The sequence below is a fragment of the Eubacterium sp. ER2 genome (assembly GCF_000765215.1).
Lineage (GTDB): Bacteria > Bacillota > Clostridia > Lachnospirales > Lachnospiraceae > Claveliimonas > Claveliimonas intestinigallinarum.
Genome location: NZ_JPJE01000002.1, coordinates 63,044 through 87,357, shown reverse-complemented (window position 1 = coordinate 87,357; position 24,314 = coordinate 63,044). Strand labels below are relative to the sequence as shown.

General features: G+C 55.2%; 22 protein-coding genes and 1 riboswitch. Of the genes, 21 read left to right on the top strand and 1 reads right to left on the bottom strand.

Going from position 1 to position 24,314, the window contains the following annotated elements; all coding sequences use genetic code 11:
• Positions 1-8 precede the first annotated feature (8 nt).
• The 17 genes from NI21_RS0100720 to NI21_RS0100640 all read left to right on the top strand — a co-directional run bounded on the left by NI21_RS0100720 (position 9) and on the right by NI21_RS0100640 (position 17,984).
• Positions 9-1,013, top strand: coding sequence for an ABC transporter substrate-binding protein (locus NI21_RS0100720; protein WP_033124321.1), 1,005 nt, complete (start codon positions 9-11; stop codon positions 1,011-1,013).
• Between the two features lie 52 nt (positions 1,014-1,065).
• A riboswitch (TPP riboswitch) is annotated at positions 1,066-1,172 on the top strand.
• A gap of 331 nt (positions 1,173-1,503) precedes the next feature.
• Complete coding sequence (gene thiS / locus NI21_RS0100715; RefSeq protein ID WP_033124320.1) at positions 1,504-1,707, top strand: sulfur carrier protein ThiS; 204 nt, start codon at positions 1,504-1,506, stop codon at positions 1,705-1,707.
• Positions 1,708-1,712: 5 nt separating this feature from the next.
• The gene (gene thiF, locus NI21_RS0100710; RefSeq protein WP_033124319.1) at positions 1,713-2,351 is read left to right on the top strand and encodes a sulfur carrier protein ThiS adenylyltransferase ThiF; all 639 of its coding nucleotides are present in this window, start codon (positions 1,713-1,715) and stop codon (positions 2,349-2,351) included.
• Positions 2,352-2,467: 116 nt separating this feature from the next.
• Positions 2,468-3,238, top strand: coding sequence for a thiazole synthase (locus tag NI21_RS0100705; protein ID WP_347562485.1), 771 nt, complete (start codon positions 2,468-2,470; stop codon positions 3,236-3,238).
• A 109-nt stretch (positions 3,239-3,347) separates the two neighbouring features.
• Complete coding sequence (gene thiH / locus NI21_RS0100700) at positions 3,348-4,484, top strand: 2-iminoacetate synthase ThiH (protein ID WP_347562486.1); 1,137 nt, start codon at positions 3,348-3,350, stop codon at positions 4,482-4,484.
• A complete protein-coding gene (locus NI21_RS0100695) occupies positions 4,477-5,082 on the top strand; it encodes a thiamine phosphate synthase (RefSeq protein ID WP_033124316.1) in 606 nt (201 codons plus the stop codon). Before thiH ends, NI21_RS0100695 begins: the two co-directional genes overlap by 8 nt.
• Before the next feature lie 109 nt (positions 5,083-5,191).
• Positions 5,192-5,467 carry an acylphosphatase gene (locus NI21_RS0100690; RefSeq protein ID WP_033124315.1) on the top strand — a complete coding sequence of 92 codons (276 nt, stop codon included), beginning with the start codon at positions 5,192-5,194 and terminating at the stop codon, positions 5,465-5,467.
• Between the two features lie 31 nt (positions 5,468-5,498).
• A complete protein-coding gene (locus NI21_RS0100685) occupies positions 5,499-6,269 on the top strand; it encodes a 4Fe-4S double cluster binding domain-containing protein (protein WP_242842787.1) in 771 nt (256 codons plus the stop codon).
• Between the two features lie 12 nt (positions 6,270-6,281).
• Positions 6,282-7,784, top strand: a complete 1,503-nt coding sequence (gene glpK / locus NI21_RS0100680; protein ID WP_033124314.1) for a glycerol kinase GlpK — start codon at positions 6,282-6,284, stop codon at positions 7,782-7,784.
• Between the two features lie 155 nt (positions 7,785-7,939).
• Entirely contained in the window at positions 7,940-9,178 is a 1,239-nt protein-coding gene (locus NI21_RS0100675) for a 6-phosphofructokinase (protein ID WP_033124313.1), read from the top strand.
• A gap of 233 nt (positions 9,179-9,411) precedes the next feature.
• Positions 9,412-10,464, top strand: coding sequence for an ABC transporter substrate-binding protein (locus NI21_RS0100670; RefSeq protein WP_033124364.1), 1,053 nt, complete (start codon positions 9,412-9,414; stop codon positions 10,462-10,464).
• A complete protein-coding gene (locus NI21_RS0100665) occupies positions 10,439-11,200 on the top strand; it encodes an ABC transporter permease subunit (RefSeq protein WP_033124363.1) in 762 nt (253 codons plus the stop codon). The genes NI21_RS0100670 and NI21_RS0100665 overlap by 26 nt, the downstream gene beginning before the upstream one ends.
• Positions 11,172-11,840, top strand: coding sequence for an ATP-binding cassette domain-containing protein (locus tag NI21_RS0100660; RefSeq protein WP_330635906.1), 669 nt, complete (start codon positions 11,172-11,174; stop codon positions 11,838-11,840). The genes NI21_RS0100665 and NI21_RS0100660 overlap by 29 nt, the downstream gene beginning before the upstream one ends.
• A 75-nt stretch (positions 11,841-11,915) precedes the next feature.
• On the top strand, positions 11,916-13,301 hold the full coding sequence (locus NI21_RS0100655) for an MATE family efflux transporter (protein ID WP_033124312.1): 1,386 nt from the start codon (positions 11,916-11,918) through the stop codon (positions 13,299-13,301).
• A gap of 150 nt (positions 13,302-13,451) precedes the next feature.
• The gene (locus tag NI21_RS0100650; RefSeq protein ID WP_033124311.1) at positions 13,452-15,008 is read left to right on the top strand and encodes a serine/threonine-protein kinase; all 1,557 of its coding nucleotides are present in this window, start codon (positions 13,452-13,454) and stop codon (positions 15,006-15,008) included.
• Positions 14,993-16,909, top strand: a complete 1,917-nt coding sequence (locus NI21_RS0100645; protein WP_033124310.1) for a hypothetical protein — start codon at positions 14,993-14,995, stop codon at positions 16,907-16,909. The genes NI21_RS0100650 and NI21_RS0100645 overlap by 16 nt, the downstream gene beginning before the upstream one ends.
• Positions 16,910-16,943: 34 nt before the next feature.
• The gene (locus NI21_RS0100640) at positions 16,944-17,984 is read left to right on the top strand and encodes a Zn-dependent alcohol dehydrogenase (protein WP_033124309.1); all 1,041 of its coding nucleotides are present in this window, start codon (positions 16,944-16,946) and stop codon (positions 17,982-17,984) included.
• Positions 17,985-18,026: 42 nt separating this feature from the next.
• Here NI21_RS0100640 and NI21_RS0100635 read toward each other — a convergent pair whose 3' ends face one another.
• Positions 18,027-19,859 (bottom strand): GBS Bsp-like repeat-containing protein, encoded by a 1,833-nt coding sequence (locus NI21_RS0100635; protein WP_052083736.1) that lies wholly within the window; start codon positions 19,857-19,859, stop codon positions 18,027-18,029.
• A gap of 410 nt (positions 19,860-20,269) precedes the next feature.
• Here NI21_RS0100635 and NI21_RS0100630 point away from each other — a divergent pair, with 410 nt between their 5' ends.
• The 4 genes from NI21_RS0100630 (at position 20,270) to NI21_RS0100615 (ending at position 24,310) form a co-directional block, all read left to right on the top strand.
• The gene (locus tag NI21_RS0100630) at positions 20,270-21,643 is read left to right on the top strand and encodes a PhoH family protein (protein WP_033124308.1); all 1,374 of its coding nucleotides are present in this window, start codon (positions 20,270-20,272) and stop codon (positions 21,641-21,643) included.
• A gap of 67 nt (positions 21,644-21,710) precedes the next feature.
• Complete coding sequence (locus tag NI21_RS0100625) at positions 21,711-22,373, top strand: HD domain-containing protein (protein ID WP_242842786.1); 663 nt, start codon at positions 21,711-21,713, stop codon at positions 22,371-22,373.
• Between the two features lie 129 nt (positions 22,374-22,502).
• Positions 22,503-23,381, top strand: coding sequence for a MurR/RpiR family transcriptional regulator (locus tag NI21_RS0100620; RefSeq protein WP_033124307.1), 879 nt, complete (start codon positions 22,503-22,505; stop codon positions 23,379-23,381).
• A 173-nt stretch (positions 23,382-23,554) separates the two neighbouring features.
• The gene (locus NI21_RS0100615; RefSeq protein ID WP_033124306.1) at positions 23,555-24,310 is read left to right on the top strand and encodes an ABC transporter ATP-binding protein; all 756 of its coding nucleotides are present in this window, start codon (positions 23,555-23,557) and stop codon (positions 24,308-24,310) included.
• Positions 24,311-24,314: the final 4 nt, after the last annotated feature.

The following is a 24,314-nucleotide window of genomic DNA, read 5'->3' as shown; positions in this document are numbered from 1 at the left end:
AAAAGGACATGAAGTTAAAAAAGGTAACAGCAATCTTACTGACAGCAGTCATGACAGCCGCACTTGCAGCCTGCGGAAGCAGCTCAGGAGACAGCTCTGGAAGCAGCGGAGATGACGCAGGCGGAAGCGGTACATATACTATAGGAATCTGCCAGCAGATGGAGCATGCGGCTCTGGATGCGGCCACGGAAGGGTTTCAGGATGCCTGCCGGGAGCTGTTTGGCGAGGACAATGTAGAGTTTGACGTGCAGAACGCACAGGGAGAGCAGACTATGTGCTCCACCATCGTTAATAATTTTGTTTCTTCTGATGTAGATTTAATTCTTGCCAACGCTACCCTGCCTCTCCAGACAGCAGCCCAGGCGACGTCAGACATCCCGATCCTGGGAACTTCCGTTACTGATTACGGCAGTGCGCTGGGCATCGATGACTGGACAGGAGCCACGGGAGTGAATATTTCAGGAACCAGCGACCTGGCGCCTATCGAGGAGCAGGAGGACATGCTCCTGGAGCTTGTGCCGGACGCCCAGACAGTGGGAATTCTGTACTGCTCCTCCGAATCCAACTCCAAATACCAGGCAGAGCTTTTTGAGGCAGAGCTGGAGGCGGACGGCATTTCCTACAAGGAGTACACAGCGGCAGACTCCAACGAGATTCAGTCTGTGACTCAAAATGCGGTGGAGGACTGTGATGCCATCTACATCCCCACGGACAACACTATGGCGTCCAATACCCAGATCATCAATAACATCTGTCTTCCTGCCAAGGTTCCGGTGATCGCGGGGGAGGAGGGCATCTGCAGCGGCTGCGGCGTGGCTACTCTTTCCATCAGCTACTACGACCTGGGATACCAGACGGGCGAGATGGCCTACAAGATCCTGGAGGAGGGCGCTGACATCTCCACCATGGACGTAGAGACAGCAGCCCAGGTGACGAAAAAGTACAATCCCACGATCTGCGAGGAGCTGGGCATTACTATCCCTGAGGGCTACGAGGCCATAGAAGCCGAGTAGAGGAAGAAAGGCTATTGACTTTTCACGGGAAAATGAGTATATTGGAACATGTAAATTGCATATGGGGAGCTTGTAGACAGGCTGAGAGGAAGTTGTGAACTTCGACCCGGGAACCTGATTTGGATAATGCCAACGTAGGGAGAAAGATGAGAGACTGCGGGAAATGGCATGATGCCATTTCCCTTTTCTTATTCTATAGAGAAATCCTTTCGGCAAAAAGGGGCGGACCTGCCCCGCTTTGTCTGGCAGAAAGGTCAGGAGATTTACAGACAACAAAATACAGCAGGACTATGTGAGTGAACAGGAAATGGATTAAGACGGTTCACGAAGGGGTGCACCACCGCGGGTGTATTCTTTCGTGAACCTTTTTTCTTGGGAAATCTCGGGGAATATCCTGGAAATAGCCGGGAATAGCCCGGGGAATCTCGGAGCAATATCCCGCTTCGGTTCCGGCGCAGCGGCCTGCTTAGGGAGAAAGGAGGAGAGCTTTATGATCACAGCGCGCATAAACGGGCAGGAAGAGATATTTTCGTCTTCTCTTTCTGTCAGCGCATTTCTGGAAGAGAAGGGCTACCGGTCGGACCGGGTGGCCGTGGAAAAAAACGGAGCCATCGTACCAAAAAGAGAGCATGAGAGCTGTCTTATCGATGACGGAGATACACTGGAGGTCGTGAGCTTTGTGGGAGGAGGCTAGAGAAGATGAGGGACATCAGGATCACAGAGGAGGAGATCTCTCAGGCGCTCATTGACCGTCACACGGAGGAGGTTCAGGCCCGGATCCGCGCGGCCCGGGTGGCCGTGGCTGGACTTGGGGGTCTGGGATCCAACATAGCGGTCAGCCTGGCCAGAATCGGAGTGGGGCATCTCCATCTCATTGATTTTGACCGGGTGGATGTGACCAACCTGAACAGGCAGCAGTATTTTGCAGACCAGGTGGGCATGTACAAGACCGAGGCCCTCCGGGAAAATCTGCTGCGTATCAATCCGTGGCTTGAGCTGCGGACCGACTGCCTGCGTGTGACAGAGGAAAACGCGGCAGAGCTGCTGCGGGATGACGCCTATATCTGCGAGGCCTTTGATATTGCGGAGAATAAGGCCATGCTTGCGGGGGAGGTGCTGGAGCATTTCCCGGAGAAATATCTGGTGGCCGCCAGCGGTATGGCCGGATATGGGGACAGCAATGAGATTCGCACAAGACGGGTCACCTCCCATTTTTATCTGTGCGGGGATGAAAAGACCGAGGCGGAGGCAGGGCGGGGCCTTATGGCTCCCAGGGTGGCTCTCTGCGCGGCGCACCAGGCCAATATGGTGCTGCGGCTTATACTGGGAGAGAGGTAGATCACGCCCCTGGCAGACTATAGTAGGAGAAACAGAAGAAAAGAAGACAGAACTGAAGAGAAAGGCGCCGCCTGTTCCGGCGGCAGAAAGGAGAAAAAATGGAGACAAATACAGAAATCAAAAAGGATACGTGGAAGCTGGGAGACCATACATTTACCTCCAGGTTCATCCTGGGGTCAGGCAAGTATTCCCTGGAGTTGATCCAGGCGGCAGTGGAGCACGCGGGGGCTCAGATCGTCACGATGGCCCTGCGGCGGGCAAACGAGGGAGGACTTGCCAACATCCTGGATTACATACCGGAGGGCGTCTCTATCCTGCCCAACACGTCGGGAGCCAGAAATGCCCAGGAGGCGGTGCGCATCGCACGGCTGGCCAGGGAGGTCTGCGGAAGCGATCTTATCAAGATCGAGATCATGCGGGACAGCAAATACCTCCTCCCGGACAACTACGAGACGGTCAAAGCCACGGAAATCCTGGCAAAGGAAGGGTTTACCGTGATGCCCTACATGTATCCGGATCTGAATATGGCAAGGGACATGGCGGACGCGGGTGCTGCCTGCATCATGCCTCTGGGGGCGCCCATCGGGTCCAACAAGGGACTGTGCACCAAGGAATTTATCCAGATCCTTATCGATGAGATCGATCTTCCCATCATTGTGGACGCCGGGATCGGGAAGCCCTCCCAGGCATGCGAGGCCATGGAGATGGGGGCTGCCGCCGTTATGGCCAACACTGCCATCGCCACATCGGGAGACATTGCGGCCATGGCCGGAGCCATGAAGCTGGCCGTGGAGGCGGGCCGCGCCGCTTACCTCGCGGGGATGGGAAGCGTCCGTGCAAAAGGAGGAAGCGCTTCGTCACCCCTTACCGGGTATCTGAGAGATTAACATTGGACGCAGAAGGAGGCTTGCGAAAATGAGCGCAGAAAACCATGTAAATGAAAGCATTTTAAGCGATGAGATCCGGGAGCACCAGAGGAAGAACCGGATCGACCATATGACCTACCTGCCGGACATGGAGGACATTGGCTCGGAGGTGATGGACAAGGTCATCTCCGAGGTGAAAGGATACGACTATGACAGCTACACGGAGGCTGACGTGCGAAGGGCACTGGCAAGGGACAACCGGTCCCTGGAGGATTTCAAGGCCCTCCTCTCCCCGGCGGCCATGCCGCTCCTTGAGGAGATAGCCCAGGCAGCCCAGGCGGAGACGAGGAAGCATTTCGGCAATTCCGTCGCCATGTTCACCCCGGCCTACATTGCAAACTACTGTGAAAATTACTGTATTTACTGCGGCTTTAACTGCCACAACCGTATCAAGAGGGCGCAGCTTGACGAGGCGGAGATCGAGCGGGAGTTTGCGGCCATCGCAAAGACCGGACTTCAGGAGATCCTGATCCTGACAGGGGAGAGCAGAAAGAAGTCCACGGTGGAGTACATCGGAAGGGCCTGTCAGATTGCCAGGAAATATTTCCGGGTCATCGGCCTGGAGGTCTACCCCATGAACTCAGACGAGTACGCCTATCTGCAAAAATGCGGGGCGGACTATGTGACGGTCTTCCAGGAGACCTACAATTCAGATAAGTACGAGACTCTCCATCTGGCCGGGCACAAGAGGATTTTCCCCTACCGGTTCAATGCGCAGCAGAGAGCTCTCATGGGCGGCATGAGGGGCGTGGGATTTGCGGCGCTCTTAGGACTGGATGATTTCCGAAAGGACGCGTTCGCCACAGGCATGCACGCCTGGCTGCTGCAGAAGAAATATCCCCACGGGGAGATTGCCTTTTCCTGCCCCAGGCTTCGGCCTATCATCAACAATGACAGGATCAATCCCATGGACGTCCACGAAGCCCAGCTCCTCCAGGTGGTGTGCGCCTACCGGCTCTTCATGCCCTTTGCCAGCATCACCATCTCCAGCCGGGAGTGCGCCAGAGTGCGGGACAACCTGGTGCAGATCGCTGCCACCAAGATCTCCGCGGGAGTCAGCACCGGCATAGGGGAGCACGGCGAGGAAGTGGCGGACAAGGGAGACGAGCAGTTCGAGATTTCAGACGGCCGCTCTGTGGACGAGGTTTACCACGCACTGGAGGCCAATCATCTGCAGCCTGTGATGGCGGAGTACATCTATGTGTAGGACACACAGGGAAGAGGGCGGAGAAAATATTATGTCCCGGGTGGCGGCTGTGACAAACCGCCACCTGGCCGCCAGGCCCTTCCTTGAGCAGATCGAGCGGGTGTGCAGGCTGCACCCGGCGGCTGTGATCCTGCGGGAGAAGGATCTGGCGGAGAGGGACTACACCCTCCTGGCTGGACAGGTGCTGGAAGTGTGCAGAGCCTATCAGGTGCCCTGCGTTTACCACACCTACCCGGAAGCCGCGCTGAGAGCAGGGGTGAAGGCCATCCATCTGCCTCTGCCTTTGCTGCGCGCCTACAGAGAGCAGGGACTTCTGGAGTCCTTTGTGCATGTGGGCACTTCCGTTCACTCCGCGGCTGAGGCGGGGGAGGCTCTGCGTCTGGGAGCTACCTGTCTGACGGCCGGACATATTTACAGCACAGACTGCAAGAAGGGGCTGCCGCCCCGGGGGCTTTCCTATCTAAAAGAAATCTGCAGACTGTCGCCGGCGCCTGTCTGGGCCATCGGCGGTATCCATACAGGCCAGGGCCAGGTGGAGGAGGTGCTCTCCTGCGGGGCGGCCGGGGCCTGTGTCATGTCGGAAATGATGCGGATATAAGGAGCTGCAAGCTGTTTTGCTCTGCCTTGCGCTGCCAAACCACTTGTCAGTCCAGGGAAAAGGATTTACAATAATAACAATATACAAAAACAAGTGACAGGAGGAAGACATGGCTGAAGTCAGAAGGAGATTGAATTTTCGCGGGAGGGTGCAGGGCGTAGGCTTCCGCTACAAGGCAAAATACCTGGCAAAATCCATGGGGCTGACAGGATGGGTGAGAAACGAGATGGACGGCACAGTGACGCTGGAGATCCAGGGGCGCCCCCAGCTCGTGGACAAGCTTCTGCAGGGACTGAACCACGACAGCTTTATTGAGATTGACTGGGTCGACGGGAAGGATATCCCTGTAGAAGAGGAAGAAAAAAGCTTTAAGGTCCTGATGTGAGAAAACAGATGCAAAGAGAGGGATAAAAAGGATGAGCGAGAAGATGTGCGGGGACAGAGACAGGAGAGAGGAGCTTACGCCGGAGAAAGCAGGTGCCGGTTACGGGAGACTGCTATGGGAGGAGCTTAAGGGCCTGCTGGAGAGCGCAGGGGCGGCTCTGGCAGGCTGCGGCGATCTGAGAGGACAGGCGTATTCAGTGGGCGTTGCCGTGGCCCTGCCGGTCCCGGATCCAATCATCCGGCAGCTTCTGGAGGGCCCCACGAAGGAATATTATGAGACTTACCATGCCATGAACCGGAAGCTCAATGAGATCGTGCTCGCCGGGGAGGCTTTCCTGAGGGGAAAGGGGTTCCAGGCCTGGGCCCAGACTACGGACAGGGTCAGCCAGGACGAGGAGTGGAGAACGCCCCTTCCCCACAAGACAGTGGCCACAAGGGCCGGGCTTGGATGGATTGGAAAGAGCTGTATTCTGGTGACAGAGCAGTACGGCTCCGCCATCCGCCTGTCCTCCCTTCTCACAGACGCGCCTCTTCCCTGTGCCAGGCCGGTCACTGTCTCCCGGTGCGGGGACTGCCGGGTCTGCGTGGACAGCTGTCCGGCTCAGGCTCTGAAGGGGACGCTGTGGCGAGCCGGTATGGAGAGAAAAGAGCTGTTTGACAGAGAGGCCTGTTACCGCAAGCAGGTGGAGATCATGCGCCGGCGGACCGGAATAGAGGCAGATCTGTGCGGCAAATGCTTTGCCGTGTGCCCCTATACCCGCCGATATCTGGCCAGAAAGCAGGCAGATAATTCCATAGAATAAAGGAGGACAATTATGAAACAGTTTGTGATGGCGCTGGACGCCGGTACCACCAGCAACCGTTGCATTTTATTTGACCGCCGGGGAAATATACGCAGTGTGGCGCAAAAGGAGTTCACTCAGTATTTTCCGAAGCCGGGCTGGGTGGAGCATGACGCGGATGAAATCTGGTCCACCCAGCTTGGAGTGGCGGTGGAGGCCATGACCAAGATCGGGGCCGAGGCGGCGGATATTGCGACGATCGGGATCACCAACCAGCGGGAGACAGTCATCGTATGGGATAAGAAGACAGGGGAGCCCATCTGTCACGCCATCGTTTGGCAGTGCCGAAGGACAGCGGGCTTCTGCGATAAGCTGATGGCGGACGGGCTGGAGGATATGATAAGGCAGAAGACAGGACTCAAGATAGACGCCTACTTTTCAGCAACCAAGATCAAGTGGATCCTGGACCATGTGGAGGGGGCCAGAGAGAGGGCGAAGAAGGGTGAGCTGCTCTTCGGGACGGTGGAGACGTGGCTGATCTGGAAGCTGACAAAGGGAAAGGTCCATGTGACGGACTACTCCAACGCTTCCCGGACTATGCTTTTTAACATCAACACCCTTCAGTGGGACGAGGATATACTGAAGCTTCTGGACATTCCGGCCTCCATGCTGCCGGAGGTGAAGCCCTCCAGCTGCATTTACGGGGAGAGCGATCCCTCCTACTTCGGCGGCAGCATCCCCATCAGCGGGGCGGCGGGAGATCAGCAGTCAGCTCTCTTCGGGCAGACCTGCTTTCAGCCCGGGGAGGCAAAGAATACCTACGGCACAGGCTGTTTTCTTCTCATGAATACGGGTGAGAAGCCGGTTTTCTCCGACAACGGCCTTCTCACCACCATTGCCTGGGGTCTGGACGGAAAGGTAAGCTATGCCCTGGAGGGATCCATTTTCGTGGCGGGAGCCGCCATTCAATGGCTCCGGGATGAAATGCGCCTGATTGACTCCTCCGAGGATTCCGAGTACATGGCAAACAAAGTGCCGGACACAAACGGCTGCTACGTGGTGCCTGCCTTCACCGGCCTGGGCGCGCCCCACTGGGATCCCTATGCGAGAGGAACCATCGTGGGCATCACCCGCGGAGTGAACAAATACCACATCATCCGGGCTACCTTGGAGTCACTGGCCTACCAGGTCAATGACGTGCTCAGAGCCATGGAGGCGGACGCAGGGCTGACCCTGAGCTCCCTGAAGGTGGACGGAGGAGCCAGCGCCAACGATTTTCTGATGCAGTCCCAGGCGGACATCAGCAACGCGCCTGTGAACCGGCCGAAATGCGTGGAGACCACAGCCATGGGAGCTGCCTACCTGGCCGGTCTTGCTGTCGGATACTGGAAAAATAAGGAGGAAGTGCTGCGGAATTGGGCCAGTGATCAGATTTTTACACCCCAAATCCCGGAGGAGGAGAGAGTGAAGAAAATAAGGGGCTGGAACAAGGCGGTCCGCTACTCCTACCACTGGGCGAAGGATGAAGAATTGTAAAAATAAACAAAAAAACCTTATTTTTATGGACATATATGGATAAATATACTAAAATAGATATATTAAGAGCCTGACAGCGGCCACATATTATGTCCGGGTTTTCGTGGCGGAAAGGATGCGCCGTGGGCAGGCAAAAAGGACGGAGGTAGCATAACATGAAACGAAATGTAATCGTAGGTCAGTCTGGCGGTCCCACAGCCGCCATCAATTCCAGCCTTGCCGGTGTGTACCGCACAGCAAAGGACCGCGGGGCGAATAAAGTGTACGGCATGCTTCACGGCATACAGGGGCTTTTGCAGGAAAGGTATCTCGATCTGTCTGAGTATATCACCACAGAGCTGGACGCGGAGCTTCTGAAGAGGACTCCCGCTGCGTTTCTTGGATCCTGCCGCTTTAAGCTGCCGGAGATCCACGAGGACAGGGGGGTATATGAAAAAATATTCGGCATCCTTGACAAGCTGGACATAGAGGCCTTTATCTACATCGGCGGAAACGACTCCATGGACACCATCAAAAAGCTTTCCGATTATGCCATTGTGACCGGACATCCGACCCGCTTTATCGGCTGCCCAAAGACCATTGACAATGATCTGGCTCTGACGGACCACACCCCCGGCTATGGGAGCGCCGCGAAATATATCGGAACCTCTGTAAAAGAAATCATCCGCGACAGCTTCTGCCTGGAGTACAGCAAGGGACTTGTGAGCATTGTGGAGATCATGGGAAGGAATGCGGGATGGCTGACCGGAGCGGCTGCATTGGCAAAGGGCGAGGACTGCGAGGGCCCGGATCTGATCTACCTGCCGGAGCTTCCCTTTGACCTGCACGCCTTCAGCGACAAGGTAAAGGAGCTCCTGTCCAAGAAGCCCTCTGTCGTAGTGGCAGTGTCAGAGGGAATTCGGACGGCCGATGGCACCTATGTGTGCGAGCTGGGAAGCAGCATTGACTTTGTGGATGCCTTTGGACATAAGCAGCTGTCCGGGACAGCGTCCTATCTTGCCAGCTTTATTGCCGGGGAGATCGGATGTAAGACCAGGGCTATCGAGCTGAGCAGCCTCCAGAGATCCGCATCCCATGCGGCATCCAGAGTGGATATCCTGGAAGCCTACCAGGTGGGCGGTGCGGCCGTGAAGGCGGCGGATGAGGGAGATTCCGGAAAGATGGTGGTTCTCCAGAGACTGTCCGATGATCCGTACCAGTGCGGCACAGAGGTGAAGGACGTGCACAAGATCGCCAACGACGAGAAGCTGGTGCCAAGAGAGTGGGTCAATGAGGAGGGCACAGGTGTGACAGATGAGTTTGTGGCCTATGTGCGGCCCCTCATCCAGGGAGATGTGTCTCCTGTTATGGTAGACGGAATTCCGAGACATCTGTTCCGGCCTTATAATTTGTAAACTCTGTAAACGAAAAAATTTCTTTTATACCATGTGAATATCTGTTATGGAGATCCCGCAGATGCTGATGAATGTATCTGCGGGATTTTTGTACGGAAAAGGGGAAGGTTCACCGGAACTGAAGACATAGAAAAACAGTCCGGCCTGCCTTTACACCTTGGTTTTGCCGCGTTATAATATTCCCTGGACATCATTGAACGACAAAAGGAGGAATATAAATTATGAAAAAGAGAATGAAGAAGATCAGCGCCATCCTGCTGGCCTTTGCCATGACCGCTTCCATGCTGGCCGGCTGCGGCAGCAGCGCGGCTGACAGCAGCAGTGAGGAGCAGACCCAGAGTGAGTCACAGAGCGGGGCTCAGGAGACGGAGAGCGAGCCTGTGGATGTGAACGTGACAGCCCTCAAGGGCCCTACAGCTATGGGGATGGTCCAGATGATGGACGATGCTGACAACGGAAAGATTGACAGCGAAAATTATCAGTTTACCATCGCGGCTTCCATCGACGAGGTGACGCCGTCCATCTCCCAGGGAGAGACAGACATCGCGGCAGTGCCCGCTAATGTGTCCTCTGTCCTCTACAATAAACTGGAGGGCGGCGTACAGGTCCTTGCCATCAACACGCTGGGTGTCCTCTACATTGTGGAAAACGGGGATACGGTTCAGTCCGTGGCTGACCTGAGGGGAAAGACGATCTACGCAAGCGGCAAGGGAGCCACACCGGAGTATGCCCTCAACTATATCCTGCAGGAGAACGGCATTGACCCGGCGTCGGATGTGACCATCGAGTGGAAGAGCGAGCACTCTGAGTGCGTGGCGGCTCTGGCCCAGGATCCGTCCGGCATTGCCATGCTGCCCCAGCCCTTTGTGACTACAGCCCAGGCCCAGAACCCGGACCTGCGGGTAGCCCTGGATCTGACAGAAGAGTGGGATAAGATCCAGGAGAATGCGGAAAATCCAAGCGCCCTCCTCACTGGCGTGGTGATCGTGAGGACAGAGTTTGCCAAGGAGCATCCGGAGGCTGTGTCCGATTTTATGGAGAGATATAAGTCATCCGTTGAATTTGTCAATGAAAATGTGGACGAGGCGGCCCAGCTTGTCGGAAACTATGATATCGTTCCTGCGGAGGTGGCAAAGAAGGCGATCCCCGCGTGCAACATCGTCTGCATCACAGGGGATGAGATGCAGGAGAAGCTGTCCGGATATCTTGCCGTATTAAACGAGCAGAACCCGGAGGCTATAGGAGGACAGCTGCCAGATGATGATTTCTACTACACCCAGGAATAAGATAAAGCTGTGGGCGGTACTTGTATGGCTGCTCATATGGCAGGCAGTGAGTATGTGGATCGGACAGGAGATACTTCTCGTATCTCCTGTCACTGTTGTCTTTACCCTCTTTCAGCTGGCTGCCACGGCACAGTTCTGGCTCTCTATTGCCTCATCCATGCTCCGGATCGTGGGAGGATTTCTGCTGGCTGTGATCCTGGGAGTGGCGCTTGCGGGTCTCTCGGCCGCTTCGGCGCGGCTTAAGGAATTCCTCCTTCCCTTTGTGGTGACCATCAAATCCATCCCGGTGGCGTCCTTTGTCATCCTCGTCCTCATCTGGGTGTCGTCCCGGAACCTGTCTGTGCTGATCTCATTTCTCATGGTATTTCCGGTGATCTACACGAACGTGCTGGACGGCATCAGCCAGATGGACGGGAAGCTCCTGGAGATGGCGCAGGTCTTTGACATCCCCTTTGGCAGAAGGCTGCGGAGCATTTACGTCTCCCAGGTCCTCCCCTATTTCCGGACCGGCTGCTCCCTGGCTCTGGGATTGTGCTGGAAGGCCGGCGTGGCGGCGGAGGTCATCGGCATCCCTCAGAATTCCATAGGAGAAAATCTCTACAATGCGAAGATTTATCTGGATACGCCGAAGCTCTTTGCCTGGACGCTGGTCATCATTTGTATCAGTGTCCTCTTTGAGAAGGGATTTTTAAGGGGTGTGGAATATCTTGTCCGTTGTATGGAGCGGATGGGATAAGGTATGCGGACGGCTGGCGGCCAAGGCGGTAAAGAGAAAGAGAGGAAAAATCATGCCTGACATCACAGATATAAATAAAACATACGGGGAACACAGGGTGCTGGAGCATTTCTCTCTTCACATAGAGGAGGGGAGAACCACCTGCATCATGGGCAGGTCTGGCTGTGGCAAGACGACTCTCCTCCGGATCCTCATGGGACTTGAACAGGCGGACGAAGATTTCGGCGGATCCAGGGAGATGGCTGCCATGAAAAAGAGCGCTGTCTTCCAGGAGGACAGGCTGTGCGAGAACTTAAGCGTCATGGCCAACATCCGCCTCACATGCCCGGACAGAACGAAAGCGCAGATACAAGAAGAGATGAGGGAGGTGGATCTGGAGGGCTGCGCGGGACAGCCTGTCCACGAGCTGTCCGGCGGCATGAAGCGCAGAGTCGCCCTGCTGCGGGCGCTGCTGGCCCCCGGTGACATCCTGTTCCTGGACGAGCCCTTCAAAGGGCTGGACGAGGAGACCCGGCAGAAGGTCATCGCCTACACAGCCAGGAAATGTCAGGGGAGGACGGTTCTCTTTGTGACCCACGATGAGAGAGAAGCCGGGCTTATGAAAGCTGCGGCGGTCATTTCCATGGAGGCCCTCTGTTGACGGCGAAATGCTGCCAGGAAAATAGAAAGATCATATGGAGAAAATAAGAAAGAACAAGCAGGAGAAAATATGGAAATGAACACAGCTGTACAAACACAGGAAAATCCGCTGGGATACAAGAGCATACCGGAGCTTTTGCGCGGCTTTGCCATCCCCAGTATCATCGCCATGGTGGTGAGCTCCCTCTACAATATCGTGGACCAGATTTTTATCGGACAGGGAGTGGGCTACCTGGGAAACGCGGCCACCAACGTGGCCTATCCACTCACCACCATCTGTCTTGCCATCGCCCTTCTCATCGGCATCGGCAGTGCCTCGCGCTTTTCCCTCCATCTGGGAGCGGGGGAGAAGGACAAGGCGCGGCTGGTGGTGGGAAACGGCATCAGCATGATGGTGGCCTTTGGAGTCATTTATGCGGTGCTGATCGAAGTATTTCTTCATCCTCTTCTGATGGCCTTCGGGGCTACAGCGGATGTACTTCCCTATGCTATCGACTACACAAGGATCACGGCGGTGGGCATGCCCTTCCTCATCGTGACCAACGGCATGAGCAACCTGGCCAGGGCGGATGGCAGCCCCAAATACTCTATGACAAGCATGCTCATAGGCGCTGTGGTCAACACCATCCTGGACCCGGTGTTCATCTTCATCTTTCACTGGGGCGTGGCGGGCGCTGCCTGGGCTACGGTCATCGGACAGGTCTGCTCCTTTGTGGCCGCTGTGCGTTATATCTGGAAATTTAAAAACATTGAACTGAAGAGGGAGGACATCCGCCTCGTCCCCCGGGAATGTCTGAGTACCGCCTCCCTGGGCATGAGCAACAGCCTGAACCAGGTGGCCATCACGTTTGTGCAGATTGTCCTGAACAATTCTCTGACCTATTACGGGGCCTCCTCTCCCTACGGGACGGACATCCCCCTGGCCGCCTGCGGGATCGTCATGAAGACAAACGCCATTCTGCTGGCGTTCATCATAGGGATTTCCCAGGGAAGCCAGCCCATCATCGGCTTCAACTACGGGGCGAGAAAATATGACCGGGTGCGCAGCACCTACAAGCTGGCGATCTGTGTCAACCTGGCAATCTCTGCGGTGGGATTTATTCTGTTCCAGTTTTTCCCCAGGCAGATTATCTCTCTGTTCGGGACAGGGGATGAGCTGTATTTTACCTTTGCGGTACGTTTCATGAGAATTTTCCTCTTTATGGTCATCGCAAACGGCGTGCAGCTTATCTCATCCAATTTCTTTGCCGCTATCGGCAAGCCGGTGAAGGGACTGCTCCTGTCCATGACAAGACAGGTCTTCTTCCTGATACCGCTGCTTTTGATCCTCCCGGTCTTCCTCGGCCTGGACGGCATCATGTTTGCGGGGCCTGCGGCAGACTCCATTGCCTTTGTGACAGCAGTTATCCTCGTGGGGAGAGAGATGGGGCATATGCGCCGGCTCCAGGAGGAGCAACAATAAAAAATTCACATAATTTTATCTTGCATTTTCCTCTGGTCTGTGCTACTATCTGTATAAGCTTCAAAAAGCGGTCGCTTTTTTCATTCTTCGGCACTTCGCCGAGTCTATTCCTTTTCAATGCAGAGTACAGTACAGACTGGAGGTGTGCATATGGAGCAGCAGACAGAATATGACATCCTGAAACTTGTGGAAAACCAGGGGCGGTGCTATGTCAGTTCAGACTGCATGCCGGGCGTACTGCTGGCATCCTGTCTGAAATACCGGCCCAGCCTGCCCAGAGAGCAGCTTCTTGCATGGATGCGGCAGATCCTTGAGGAGCTGGAGAAATTTCACCGGTGCAGGGGAAACCCCTGTTATCAGTACGTAAATCCCTACAGCATGATCGCGGGGGAGGATGGGAGGATCCATCTTCTCGACCTGTCCGCCGCAGGGCAGCAGGAGCTCAGAAAGAAGCTGACGAGAAGGAGCGTAAGGGAGAGCTTCCTGATGCCGGACAACCAGTACTGCCAGCGGGAAAGCCTGGCGGACGACATATACGGGATCGGCCGGACCTTCCAGTATATGCTGGCAGCGGTAGAGACAGACCCGCCCATTCAGGGGGGGACAAAGCGAAAGCTGCAAAAAATCATTTTCAGATGCCTCAGTCAGACTCCTGGTCAGGAGAAGAGAGGCAGATCCAGAAAACAATATCATTCGGTTCGAGAAATATCAGAACAATTTCCAAAAGACAGACAGGAGACAAAAAAGACAAGAAAAGCTATGGTCATTGCCGCCGCGGCAGTTTCCTTTACAGCAGTCATGGTCATCACAGCAAAGGATCCCGCAGATAAAAGTGTGCAGGAAAATTCCAAGAGCCCGCAGGAGAGTTCAGAGGGCGGTGCAGGTGAGAGCCCCAGGAATAGCACAAAAGCAAAGACAGAAGGAGAGACGGAGGAGGCCGCTCAGACAGCGGATCAGCTGAAATTTGATATGGCCATGCTCTATTTTCTGGAGCTTGAGGACTACCGGGAGAGCCGGCAGCTGTTCCGGGAGGCGGGCCAGGACAATTTTCTGGCAGCCGGTTACGCCGAGCTCTCCGCCTGCATGCTGGATGCGGATTACATGGATGCGGAGGAGTTGGAAACGCTTCTGAAGGAGCTGCAGGAAAATATGCCGGACAGGGCGGACTACAGATACTATCTGTCCATCCTGCGGGGATACGGGCTCCTGGAAAAGGACGAGGCCAAGGAGGAGATCATTCGGCTGGGGGAGCAGCTTTTTGCCCTCCGGGACTGGACGGAGGCGGACAGAGACCACGAGAAGGAAAAGGAGGCCAGGTGGATGCTGGCCGGGGCCTTTGAGGCGGCGGGGAAGCCGGAAAAGTCGGCAGAGCAGTACGGGTACATACTGGAGCTGGAAGAGGAGGAAGGGATACGGGAGCAGATATACAGCAGTCTGATCTCTCTCTGCGGGGAAAGCGGGGACATGGAGGCTGCTTGGGAATACTGCCAGAGAGGGCTGGAGGAGCTGACAGACTCTGTGCTCCTTCGCGTTCAGTATATCCGTATGCAGTGCGCCTCGCCGGAGACAGACAGGCAGGTCTGCGCCCAGACGATACAGAAATTTCTCCGTGAGGTTCCAAAGATAGCGGATGAGCCGGAGTTTAAGAAGCTGCAGGAAGAGTATGAGATCAAAGTGGAGGGTGAGGAAGTATGGGTAGGAAAATAGCAGCTCAGTTCCTTCTGCTGGTTCTTCTTCTGGCTGCTCTGTACGGGCAGCAGGAGACATTTGCCCAGGAGGACAGACAGGAAACGTATGAGGAAAGTCAGGAAACATACGAGGACGGGAAGCAAACATACGAGGAGAGGGAGGAGACAGACAGCGGAGATGAAGGTGAGGAACAGCATGAGCAGCCGAAGGGGGATACAGAGCAATCAGGAGAGGGAGGCGAAAACCCGGGAGAGGAGCAGACAGACCAGCCCCAGAAGGGGGAGGACGGTGATGGCCAGAAGGAGGATCCGCCTGTTCCGTATGAGATTACATATGGGGAGCCGGACGGGGAGGATCAGTACTATACAGTAAAGCCGCAGGTGACGATCCTGCACCAGGGAGAGACAGGGGAGACTGTCTACAGCCTGGAAAACGCCTCGGGAGTCTCGGCCGGGGGCCGCATCAGCCAGCCGGACGGGCAGGCGGTTGTGGAGCCGGAGGCCTTCGGGGAGGGGGAGAACCATCTTCGGGTCTGGATCGAGTACACGCCGCCGGGGGAAGAACTCCGGATTCTCTATGAGAAGGAGTTCTTATTTAAAATAGATACCTGTCCGCCTGCCCTGGATATGTGGGTGGAAGGAGGAGAGGACTGGCATCAGTATCAGGCTAATGTAAGATACAAAACAAGAGAAAGCAGTGATGGAAGCGGAATAAAATACATTGTATGCTATATAAATGGACAGCAACAGGAAAGAACAGAAAAGAGTGAGGGAGCCTTCTCTGTCCGCCAGGCATCCAGAGGAGGACAGGGAATCCCTGTGGCGGTTGCTGCTGTTGACCAGGCCGGCAACCGGACCTATCGGGAGAGCCAGGTGTATGTGGATGATGCCCCTCCTGCTGTGGAGATCAGAGGAGTGCAGGACTATATGATCACCAGCAGGGACGTCCAGGCTCTTTTCGAGGCATCCGATGACAACGGGCTGGCCTCCTGCAGCGTGCACACTATCTGGATTTCCCCGGAGGGGGCCAGTACTGTGCTTGAGGAGGGGGAATGGAGGGATGAAAATGGCAGCAGCAAGCTGAGCCAGATTTTCAGCCAGGACGGCATTTACCGGATGCGGATCAGGGCTGTGGACAGGGCCGGGTTCCAATCGGAGACAGAGACCCAGGTCATTGTGGACAAGCAGAACCCGGTGATCGCCTATGTGGATGAGATAGATGGAACCTGGGTGAAGGAATTTTGCTGGGACAGGCCTGTATCCGAGATATTCACGGATTTTACCAGCTACACCTACAGGCTGACACTGGACGGCGTTCCCTATCTTCCGGGACAGACGGTGAAAAAGGAAGGCAGGCGTATTCTGGAGGCCGAGGCAGTGGACGCGGCGGGCAACCGCTCCCGGGCAGCGGCGGAGTTTGTCATCGACCACACGCCCCCAAAGATCGTATTTGAAGGGGTGGAAAACGGCGTGGCCTACGAGGAGCGCAGGACCTGCACGGTCCGCCTGGGAAACAGCGCGGACTGGATAAAGGAGATCCGGGTCAATGGTGAAAGGCAGAGCCTGGCGCCGGGCACAGATGAATACACCTGCACATTTGAGGAGTATCAGGTTCACAGTATCCGCGTGACCGCTGTGGATAAGGCTGGAAATGAGAAAAAGGATTCTGTGGTGTTCCAGGTGGTGCCAAGGCAGTCGCTGGCGGGCCGGCTGCTGTCCCCTGTCAGGCAATCCCTGGGACTGGAGAAGGATGGCTTTAAGCAGCATGAGGACGGGACAGGGGCTGCTGTGGAAGGAAGGGAAGAAGAGAGCGGTGCGATGCCTGCCGTGACGGTGGCTGTCCTCCTGCTTATCTTTCTTGTCCTTCTCCTGCCGGGCTTTGCCCTGTACAGGCGTATCGCAAAAAGGAAGGGAGTGTGATAGAATGGACTAAAACAGACAGGGAGGGAGAAGCATGCAGGCAGTTGTATATAGAGGAAAAGGTGAGATAGGCATGGAAGAGCGGCCCATGCCGCACATAGAGGAGGACACGGACGCCATCCTTCGGGTGACGCTGACTACCATCTGCACCAGCGATCTTCATATAAGAAACGGAGCAGTTCCCAGGGCCGTGCCGGGGATTATCCTGGGGCATGAGTTTGTGGGCGTTGTGGAGGAGACAGGGAGGAGGGTGAAAAATGTGCGCCCCGGACAGCGGGTGGCGGTGAATGTGGAGACCTTCTGCGGGGAATGCTTTTTCTGCAAAAGAGGATTTGTCAACAACTGTGAGGACAAGAACGGCGGATGGGCGCTGGGCTGCCGCATAGACGGGGGCCAGGCTGAGTACGTGCGCATTCCCTTTGCGGACCAGGCCCTGACGCCTATACCGGACCAGGTGACAGACGAGCAGGCGCTCTTTACAGGGGACCTTCTGTCCACCGGGTACTGGGCGGCAAAGATCGGGGAGATCAAAAAGAGAGACACAGTCCTTGTGCTGGGGGCAGGGCCGGCAGGCATGTGTGCCATGATGTGTGCGGCCCTCTACAGTCCTGCCAGGATCGTGGCGGCGGATATAGATGAGAGCAGGCTGGCTTTTGCGAGGAGACACGGACTGGCGGACGATTTTCTGAACCCTGCCAATGTCTCTGTGCCGGATGCGCTGAGAGAGCGGACACAGGGCAGGGGGGCCGATGTGGTCATCGAGGCGGCTGGAGGAAAGGACAGCTTTCAGCTTGCCTGGCAGGCGGCGAGGCCTAACGCGGTGGTGGTTGTTGCAGCCATGTACGAGGAGAACCAGATTCTGCCTCTCCCGGAAATGTACGGGAAAAATCTGATCTTCAAGACAGGGGGTGTGGATGCCTGCAGCTGCAGGGAAATACTGGAGCTGACAGCGCAGGGAAGGCTGAAGGGAGAGTGTCTGATCACCCACAGAGCACCCCTGGCGGACGCCATGGAAATGTACCGGCTGTTTGAAAGAAAAGAGGACGGGGTGATAAAAGTGGCGCTGACCCCGTAAAGGGCAGCGCCGTTATAAATTGCTGCTTTCATCTGTATGGTTTTAATCTACATAGCCTGTGGCCTGGCCGATCATATAGGGAGTGCCGGTGCTGTCCACAATGTAGGCGTCTATATAGTAGACACCCAGCTTGAAGCCGTAGTTGGCCACATTGATGTTAGCGCCAAAGCTTCCGTCTTCCCGGGCCCCCAGCTGTATCCACTGCAGGTCGCTCTGGTCCTCATTGGTCCAGACCGCGATCTGCACGCTCTGCACCTCGTCCGGCAGATTGGCCAGGTCTGTCACCGTGACAGGAATTCCTCCGATGTCCCGCAGATAGGGATCCGCGTAGACAGTGCCTGTGGGAACACGCCCCTCTCGCACTTTCAGAGACTCGGAGTCATAGTCGATATCTGCCAGCTTCTCGATGAGCTGAGAATTTTTCTTCAGCTCCCTCTCCTCTGTTTCCCGCCCAAATCTCTCAGTCAGCGTGGGCTCGGAGGAGAAAAGGTTGGTACCCAGCCCCAGGCGGTTGCCCTCAATCTGCACGCCCAGGGCGGCCAGAGTGGTGGGAAACTGATCAAAGGTGGTGAAATCCCGCCTTGTCTCCGTCTCCTTCTGGGCCGCGGCATTGATGTAGGCGGTGTAGGTCTTCCGGGTGTAGCCGCTGTCAATATCCTCGCAGTAGTCGCTGTCCATGGTAGGATGGTCTCCGCAGAGGATGATGGTGGTGTTCTCGTAAAAATCCTGCTGCTGGAGCCACTGTACGAAGGCGGAGACCTGCCGGCTGGAGCAGCGCATGACATTGGAATACTGGTCATCACCGTAGAGCTGCGGGCAGCGCTCGCACACATACCCGTCCTCAAAGTGTGTGTCCACTGTCAGCATGGTGAGGTTAAAGGGCTCCGGCTGGGCGGCCAGCTCGGTCACCTTCTGCCTGGCGAACTCAAAGAGCTTCTCATCTTCATAGCCCCACCATACATGGTAGTCCTCCGGGATGAGGCCGTTTTGCACCGCGTATTTATAATCCATCATCTCGTAATTCCCGTGCTCGGTGAAGTAGAGCTCCCGCCCTCCGAAGGCTGCGTCTGAGCCGATGAGGAGAGTCTGGGAATAGCCCTGGCTTTCCAGGATGTCGCCAAGAGTCACGGCCCCGGCAAAGAAGCTGGTCTGGGTATCCATGCTGTTCCCGTCGATGGAGACGCTCAGTGGCAGGCCGGAGGTCTGGGCAAACATGGCGCCGATGGTCCAGGTAGTGCCGGGCATGGAGTATCCGCCGTTCAGGTCAGCGGTCTCTCCGGAAAAGTCTTCATTTTCCTGGGCAATCTGTGTCAGCTCAGGGATCACATTGCGATCAAAGGCGCCGCCGCTTTGTGTGTCAGCGTAGGTGGTCTCCATGGACTCAAGGAAGATGTAGATCAGGTTTCTCTTCTCCTGAGGGAAGGTCAGCTCCACATCCGACGGACTCACATAATTGTCGTCGATAAAGGTGGAGTAGGTTCCCCTGTCCGCCACATAGTTTCCCACATCCAGATCCTGCCAGGCGCCTCTCACCGACAGAGCGCCCACTGATACGGACAGGACGATAGCCCCTGCCATGACAATATAGTAGCGCTTCTTTTTCCGGAAAGCGGCAAAAAGCACGAGGAGGAAAAGAAGAACGATGACAGCCGGCACAATACATGTATCAATGTACTCCCTGATCATGGCATCGTTGGTTCCATCCAGTGGGGATGTCAGATGGTAGATGAGCTCGTCCATGGTCAGGTTGCTCCAGGTATCGAACATCCACCGCAGGCTGCAGGTGATGACAGTGGCAAGGACAGCCAGCAGCACAGCCAGGATCGTGAACAGGATGCGGAAGAAGGCTTTTACAAAAACAGACAAATTTCTCATTTTTTACACACATTTCTCCTAAATTTTACATTTGTCAACTTACTTATTATAAAAGGTTTGGGGAAGGCCTTCAAGAAAAAATCTCTAAAATGTGTGAAAATACAGATATACCTGAAAAACCCCGTAAAACGGGAGGATGCCGGGTGACCGATTTCTCAGTCCCCGGCATGTATTATGAAAAAGTTTATTCCAATAGTATTTCTACTACGAAGCGTCTTGATTTATTTGATAGTTTTAGTATAAGACAGAGCTGTGAAGAAATGGTGTTCAAGAAATGAAACTTTTTTAAATGATAAATGAACAAATTATGAACGAAGGAAATTTTACGTAGATTTTACAGGATCTTGATTTTGAGAAAAGGAAAGAACGATATACTGTAGGTAAAATATAATCCGGAAAGGGGATACTCTATGGTAAAGATCTATGTGCTTGATACGAATGTCCTGATCCAGGCACCCTACGCGGCCGAGTGCTTTGAGGACAACCAGGTGGTGCTTCCCATGGCTGTGCTGGAGGAGCTTGACCATCTGAAAAAAGCGGAAGGGGAGAGGGGCGCAAGCGCCAGGCGGGCTATCCGGTTCCTGGAGCAGCTCCGCCACAGGGGAGATCTGCTCACCGGCGTACCGCTTCCCGGCGGAGGAAGCTGCCGGGTGGAGAGAAACTATGTGGATGTGAAGCTGCCGCCGGAGCTGTCCGAGGAGGTCATGGACAACCGGATCCTGAAGGTGTGCCTGGGCCTTAAGAACACCCACGAGGAGCAGGTGACTCTCGTGACCAAGGACATCCTACTTCGCATCAAGGCGCAGATCCTGGGGATATCTGCCGAGGACTTTACGACAGAGCAGGTGTTTGACAACGAAAACCAGTACAAGGGCAGGACCGAGGTGTACGTGCCTGAGGAGATTTTCAAGGATTTTAAGAAAAAAGGCATCCCGGCCCAGTGCGTGTACGTGACGGACAGTGAGGGCAACCGGTTTGTTCCGGAGCTCACAGAAAATCAGTTTGTCATACTGCGGGCGGATCAGTCCGTGAAGAAGACCCACCTGGGAAGGGTGGAAAAAGGAGTCATCCGGAAGCTGGAGTACAAAAAGAGCGCGCCCTACGGTATCCGACCGAGAAACGCAGGGCAGTATTTTCTCCAGGAGGCTCTCATGCAGCCGGCGAAGACGGCGCCCCTTGTCATTGTCAAGGGCATGGCAGGCACAAGCAAGACCTTTTACTCACTGGCAGTGGGGCTTGAGAAGGTGCTGAACAATCCCACAGGCGAGTACAGGCGGATACTGGTGTGCAGGCCTAACGCCCAGTTCGACTCGGACATCGGCTTTCTGCCGGGGGACGAGCAGGAGAAGATTTCTCCGCTGATGAGGCCCATTATCGACAACCTGGAGCAGCTGATCGACTCCAACGAGGAGGAGCGGTACGCGGATGAGGACGAGCTGAGGGGAAAGATTGAGGAAATCTTTGCCAGAGGACTGATCCAGACAGAGGCCATGAATTATATTCGGGGCCGGTCCATCATCAAGACCTACCTTATTATAGATGAGGCCCAGAACATGACGCCCAACCAGATCAAGGGCATCATCACCAGGGCGGGAAAGGACACAAAGATTATCCTTCTGGGGGACCCGGATCAGATAGACCGGCCTTTTCTGGACGAGAGGACCAACGGCCTCAGCTACGCCTCAGAGCATATGAAGGGCAGCCCCCTATGCTGGCAGGTGACCATGACAGCGGAGGAGTGCGAGAGATCCGCGCTGGCCATGGACGCCATCCGGAGGCTGTAACCCATATGAGTTATATAGTCTGAGACAGATGGCTGTAAGATACATAGAGATATTGGAGGAGAAGAGTTTGTCAGTCACATTTAAACAGATCAGGAGTGATGAGGAGATAGGTCTCCTGATCGAGCAGGGAAACGAGATACTCAATGAGCTGGGATACACGGAGCATTCCAGGAAGCACGCCGCCAAGGTGGCGGACACGGCGGGGAAAATCTTAAAGGAGCTGGGCTACGGGAAGCACAAGATCGAGCTGGGCCGTATTGCGGGGTACATGCACGATATCGGCAACAGCGTGAACCGGCATGACCATCCCCACAGTGGGGCAGTGCTGGCCTACCAGATCCTGAAGGAGAGGGGAGCAGAGCTGTCGGACGCTATGACTGTGATGACGGCCATCGGCCATCACGATGAGGACACAGGGGCGGCTGTGGACGAGGTGTCGGCGGCCCTGATCCTGGCGGACAAGACGGATGTGCGGAGGAACCGGGTGCAGAACCCGGTTCCCGCGAATTTTGACATTCACGACAGGGTCAACTATGCGGCATTGTCGTCCACTCTCACTATAGATAAAGACAAGAGAGTGATCCGCATGGAGATTGAGCTGGACGACACTATGTGCACGGTGATGGATTACTTTGAGATCTTCCTGCAGCGGATGATCATGTGCAGGCGGGCGGCGGAGCGGCTGGGATGCAAGTTCAAGCTGGTGGCAAACGGGAGCAAGCTGTGCTGATTGTATTTTTTTCGGTACAATCCCCAAAGTGAAAAAATGATAACAAAAAGCGGTCGGAGGGACGGCATCCGGCAAAAGTTCAAAATGAACAAAAATCGTAGAGTTTCTACAGAGAGGATAACAGGAAATATGGTAAAACAGAAGATACAGAACATCTATGCGGCTCTGCGGCCGTCAGAGCGCAAGGTGGCCGACTACATTTTTTCCTACCAGGGAAAGGCGGGAGAGCTCCTTATCGAGGAGCTGGCGCGTGAGGCAGAGGTAAGCCAGCCCACAGTGGTGCGCTTTGTGAAGGCTGTAGGATACAAGAGCTTTAAGGATTTCAAGTACGCCATGCTCCAGGACGAGATGCGGGAGCGGGCAGAGGAGAAGGAGGAGGAGATCGGCCTCTACGGATTCCGGCTTTCCGGCAAGGACAGGCTGGAGGAGATACCCGGGAAGATCATCACTACCTCCATCCAGATGCTGGAGGAGACCTTAAAGAGCATACGGAAAAAGGAATTTGAGAGGGCGGTGGACGCCATCCTGGGGGCGGACAATATCGTGATCTACGGGGTGGAGAACTCCCTTTGCACGGTCAACGACCTGCTCACCAAGCTCACCTACCTGGGACTGAACTGCAGGACCTACACAGACTCCTACCTGCAGAACGTGAGCGCGGGCAATCTGACGAAGAAGGACCTGGCCATTGGAGTCTCCTACTCCGGGTATTCCAGGAACACGGTGGAGATGATGCAGACGGCAAAGAGGGCGGGGGCCAGGACGCTGGTGCTGACCAATTTTGAGAACGCCCTCATTGCAAAGTACGCGGACATCCTGCTTTGCGCCAGCCACAGGCAGTTCTTCTATGGAGATACGATTTTTTCCCGCATTTCCCAGCTGGCGCTGGTGGACATGCTCTATGCGGGGGTGCTGAACCGGAACTATCCGGTCCTTTCAAAAAAGCTGAAAAAGACAAACGAGATCGTGGCCCGGAGGGCCTACAGCCAGGATGAAGAGGTTTTGTAGAAAATCTACAAACCTCTTTTTCTGTTTTACATTCCCTTTACAAAGAGTTCACCCCGATTTGATTGAAGATAGAAAAATGAAGCTCCTATAATATGGGCGTGACAGGAACGAAACAAGAGGACACCGGCACGGGAAGAACGGGTGCCGCGGGAGAAGAAAGGAGTTTCAATATTATGCTGGAACTGAAAAATATCAAGAAGTCATTTGGTGGAAAGACAATACTGAACGACATCAGCCTGGATGTGCAGGACGGAGAGATCATTTCCATATTAGGGCCCTCCGGAAGCGGGAAGACTACACTGCTGAACCTGATCCTGGGCATCACGGAGGTGGACGGAGGCAAAATTATCTACAATGGGGAGGATATGACAAACGTTCCCATGGAGCAGAGAGGATTTAACATCGTGTTCCAGGACTACGCCCTGTTCCCCAATCTGAATGCCTATCAGAATATTACCTACGGACTAAAAAACAAGCCAGGCATCTCCAGCCAGGATGAAGTGGACGACCTGATCGAGCTCCTGGGGCTGAAGGAGCATCTGGACAAGAAGATCGAGCAGCTCTCCGGAGGACAGAAGCAGAGAGTGGCGCTGGCCCGGACCATGGTTATGAAGCCGAAGATCCTTCTTCTGGATGAGCCCTTAAGCGCCCTGGACGGCGTCATCAAGGAGTCCATCAAGGACAGGATCAAGACCATCGCCAGGGAGTATCACCTGACTACCATCATCGTGACCCATGATCCGGAGGAGGCCCTGACGCTGTCTGACCGTGTCCTTATTATAAATGAGGGAAAGATATCCCAGTACGGAAAGCCGGAGGAGATCATCAACAGGCCCAGCAATCCGTTTATCAGGGAATTTATCTTAAACCAGCTTGAGATCAAGAGAAGCAATATCTTCACCCTGTTTCAGTGTGAAGCGACAGCGTAGAGGG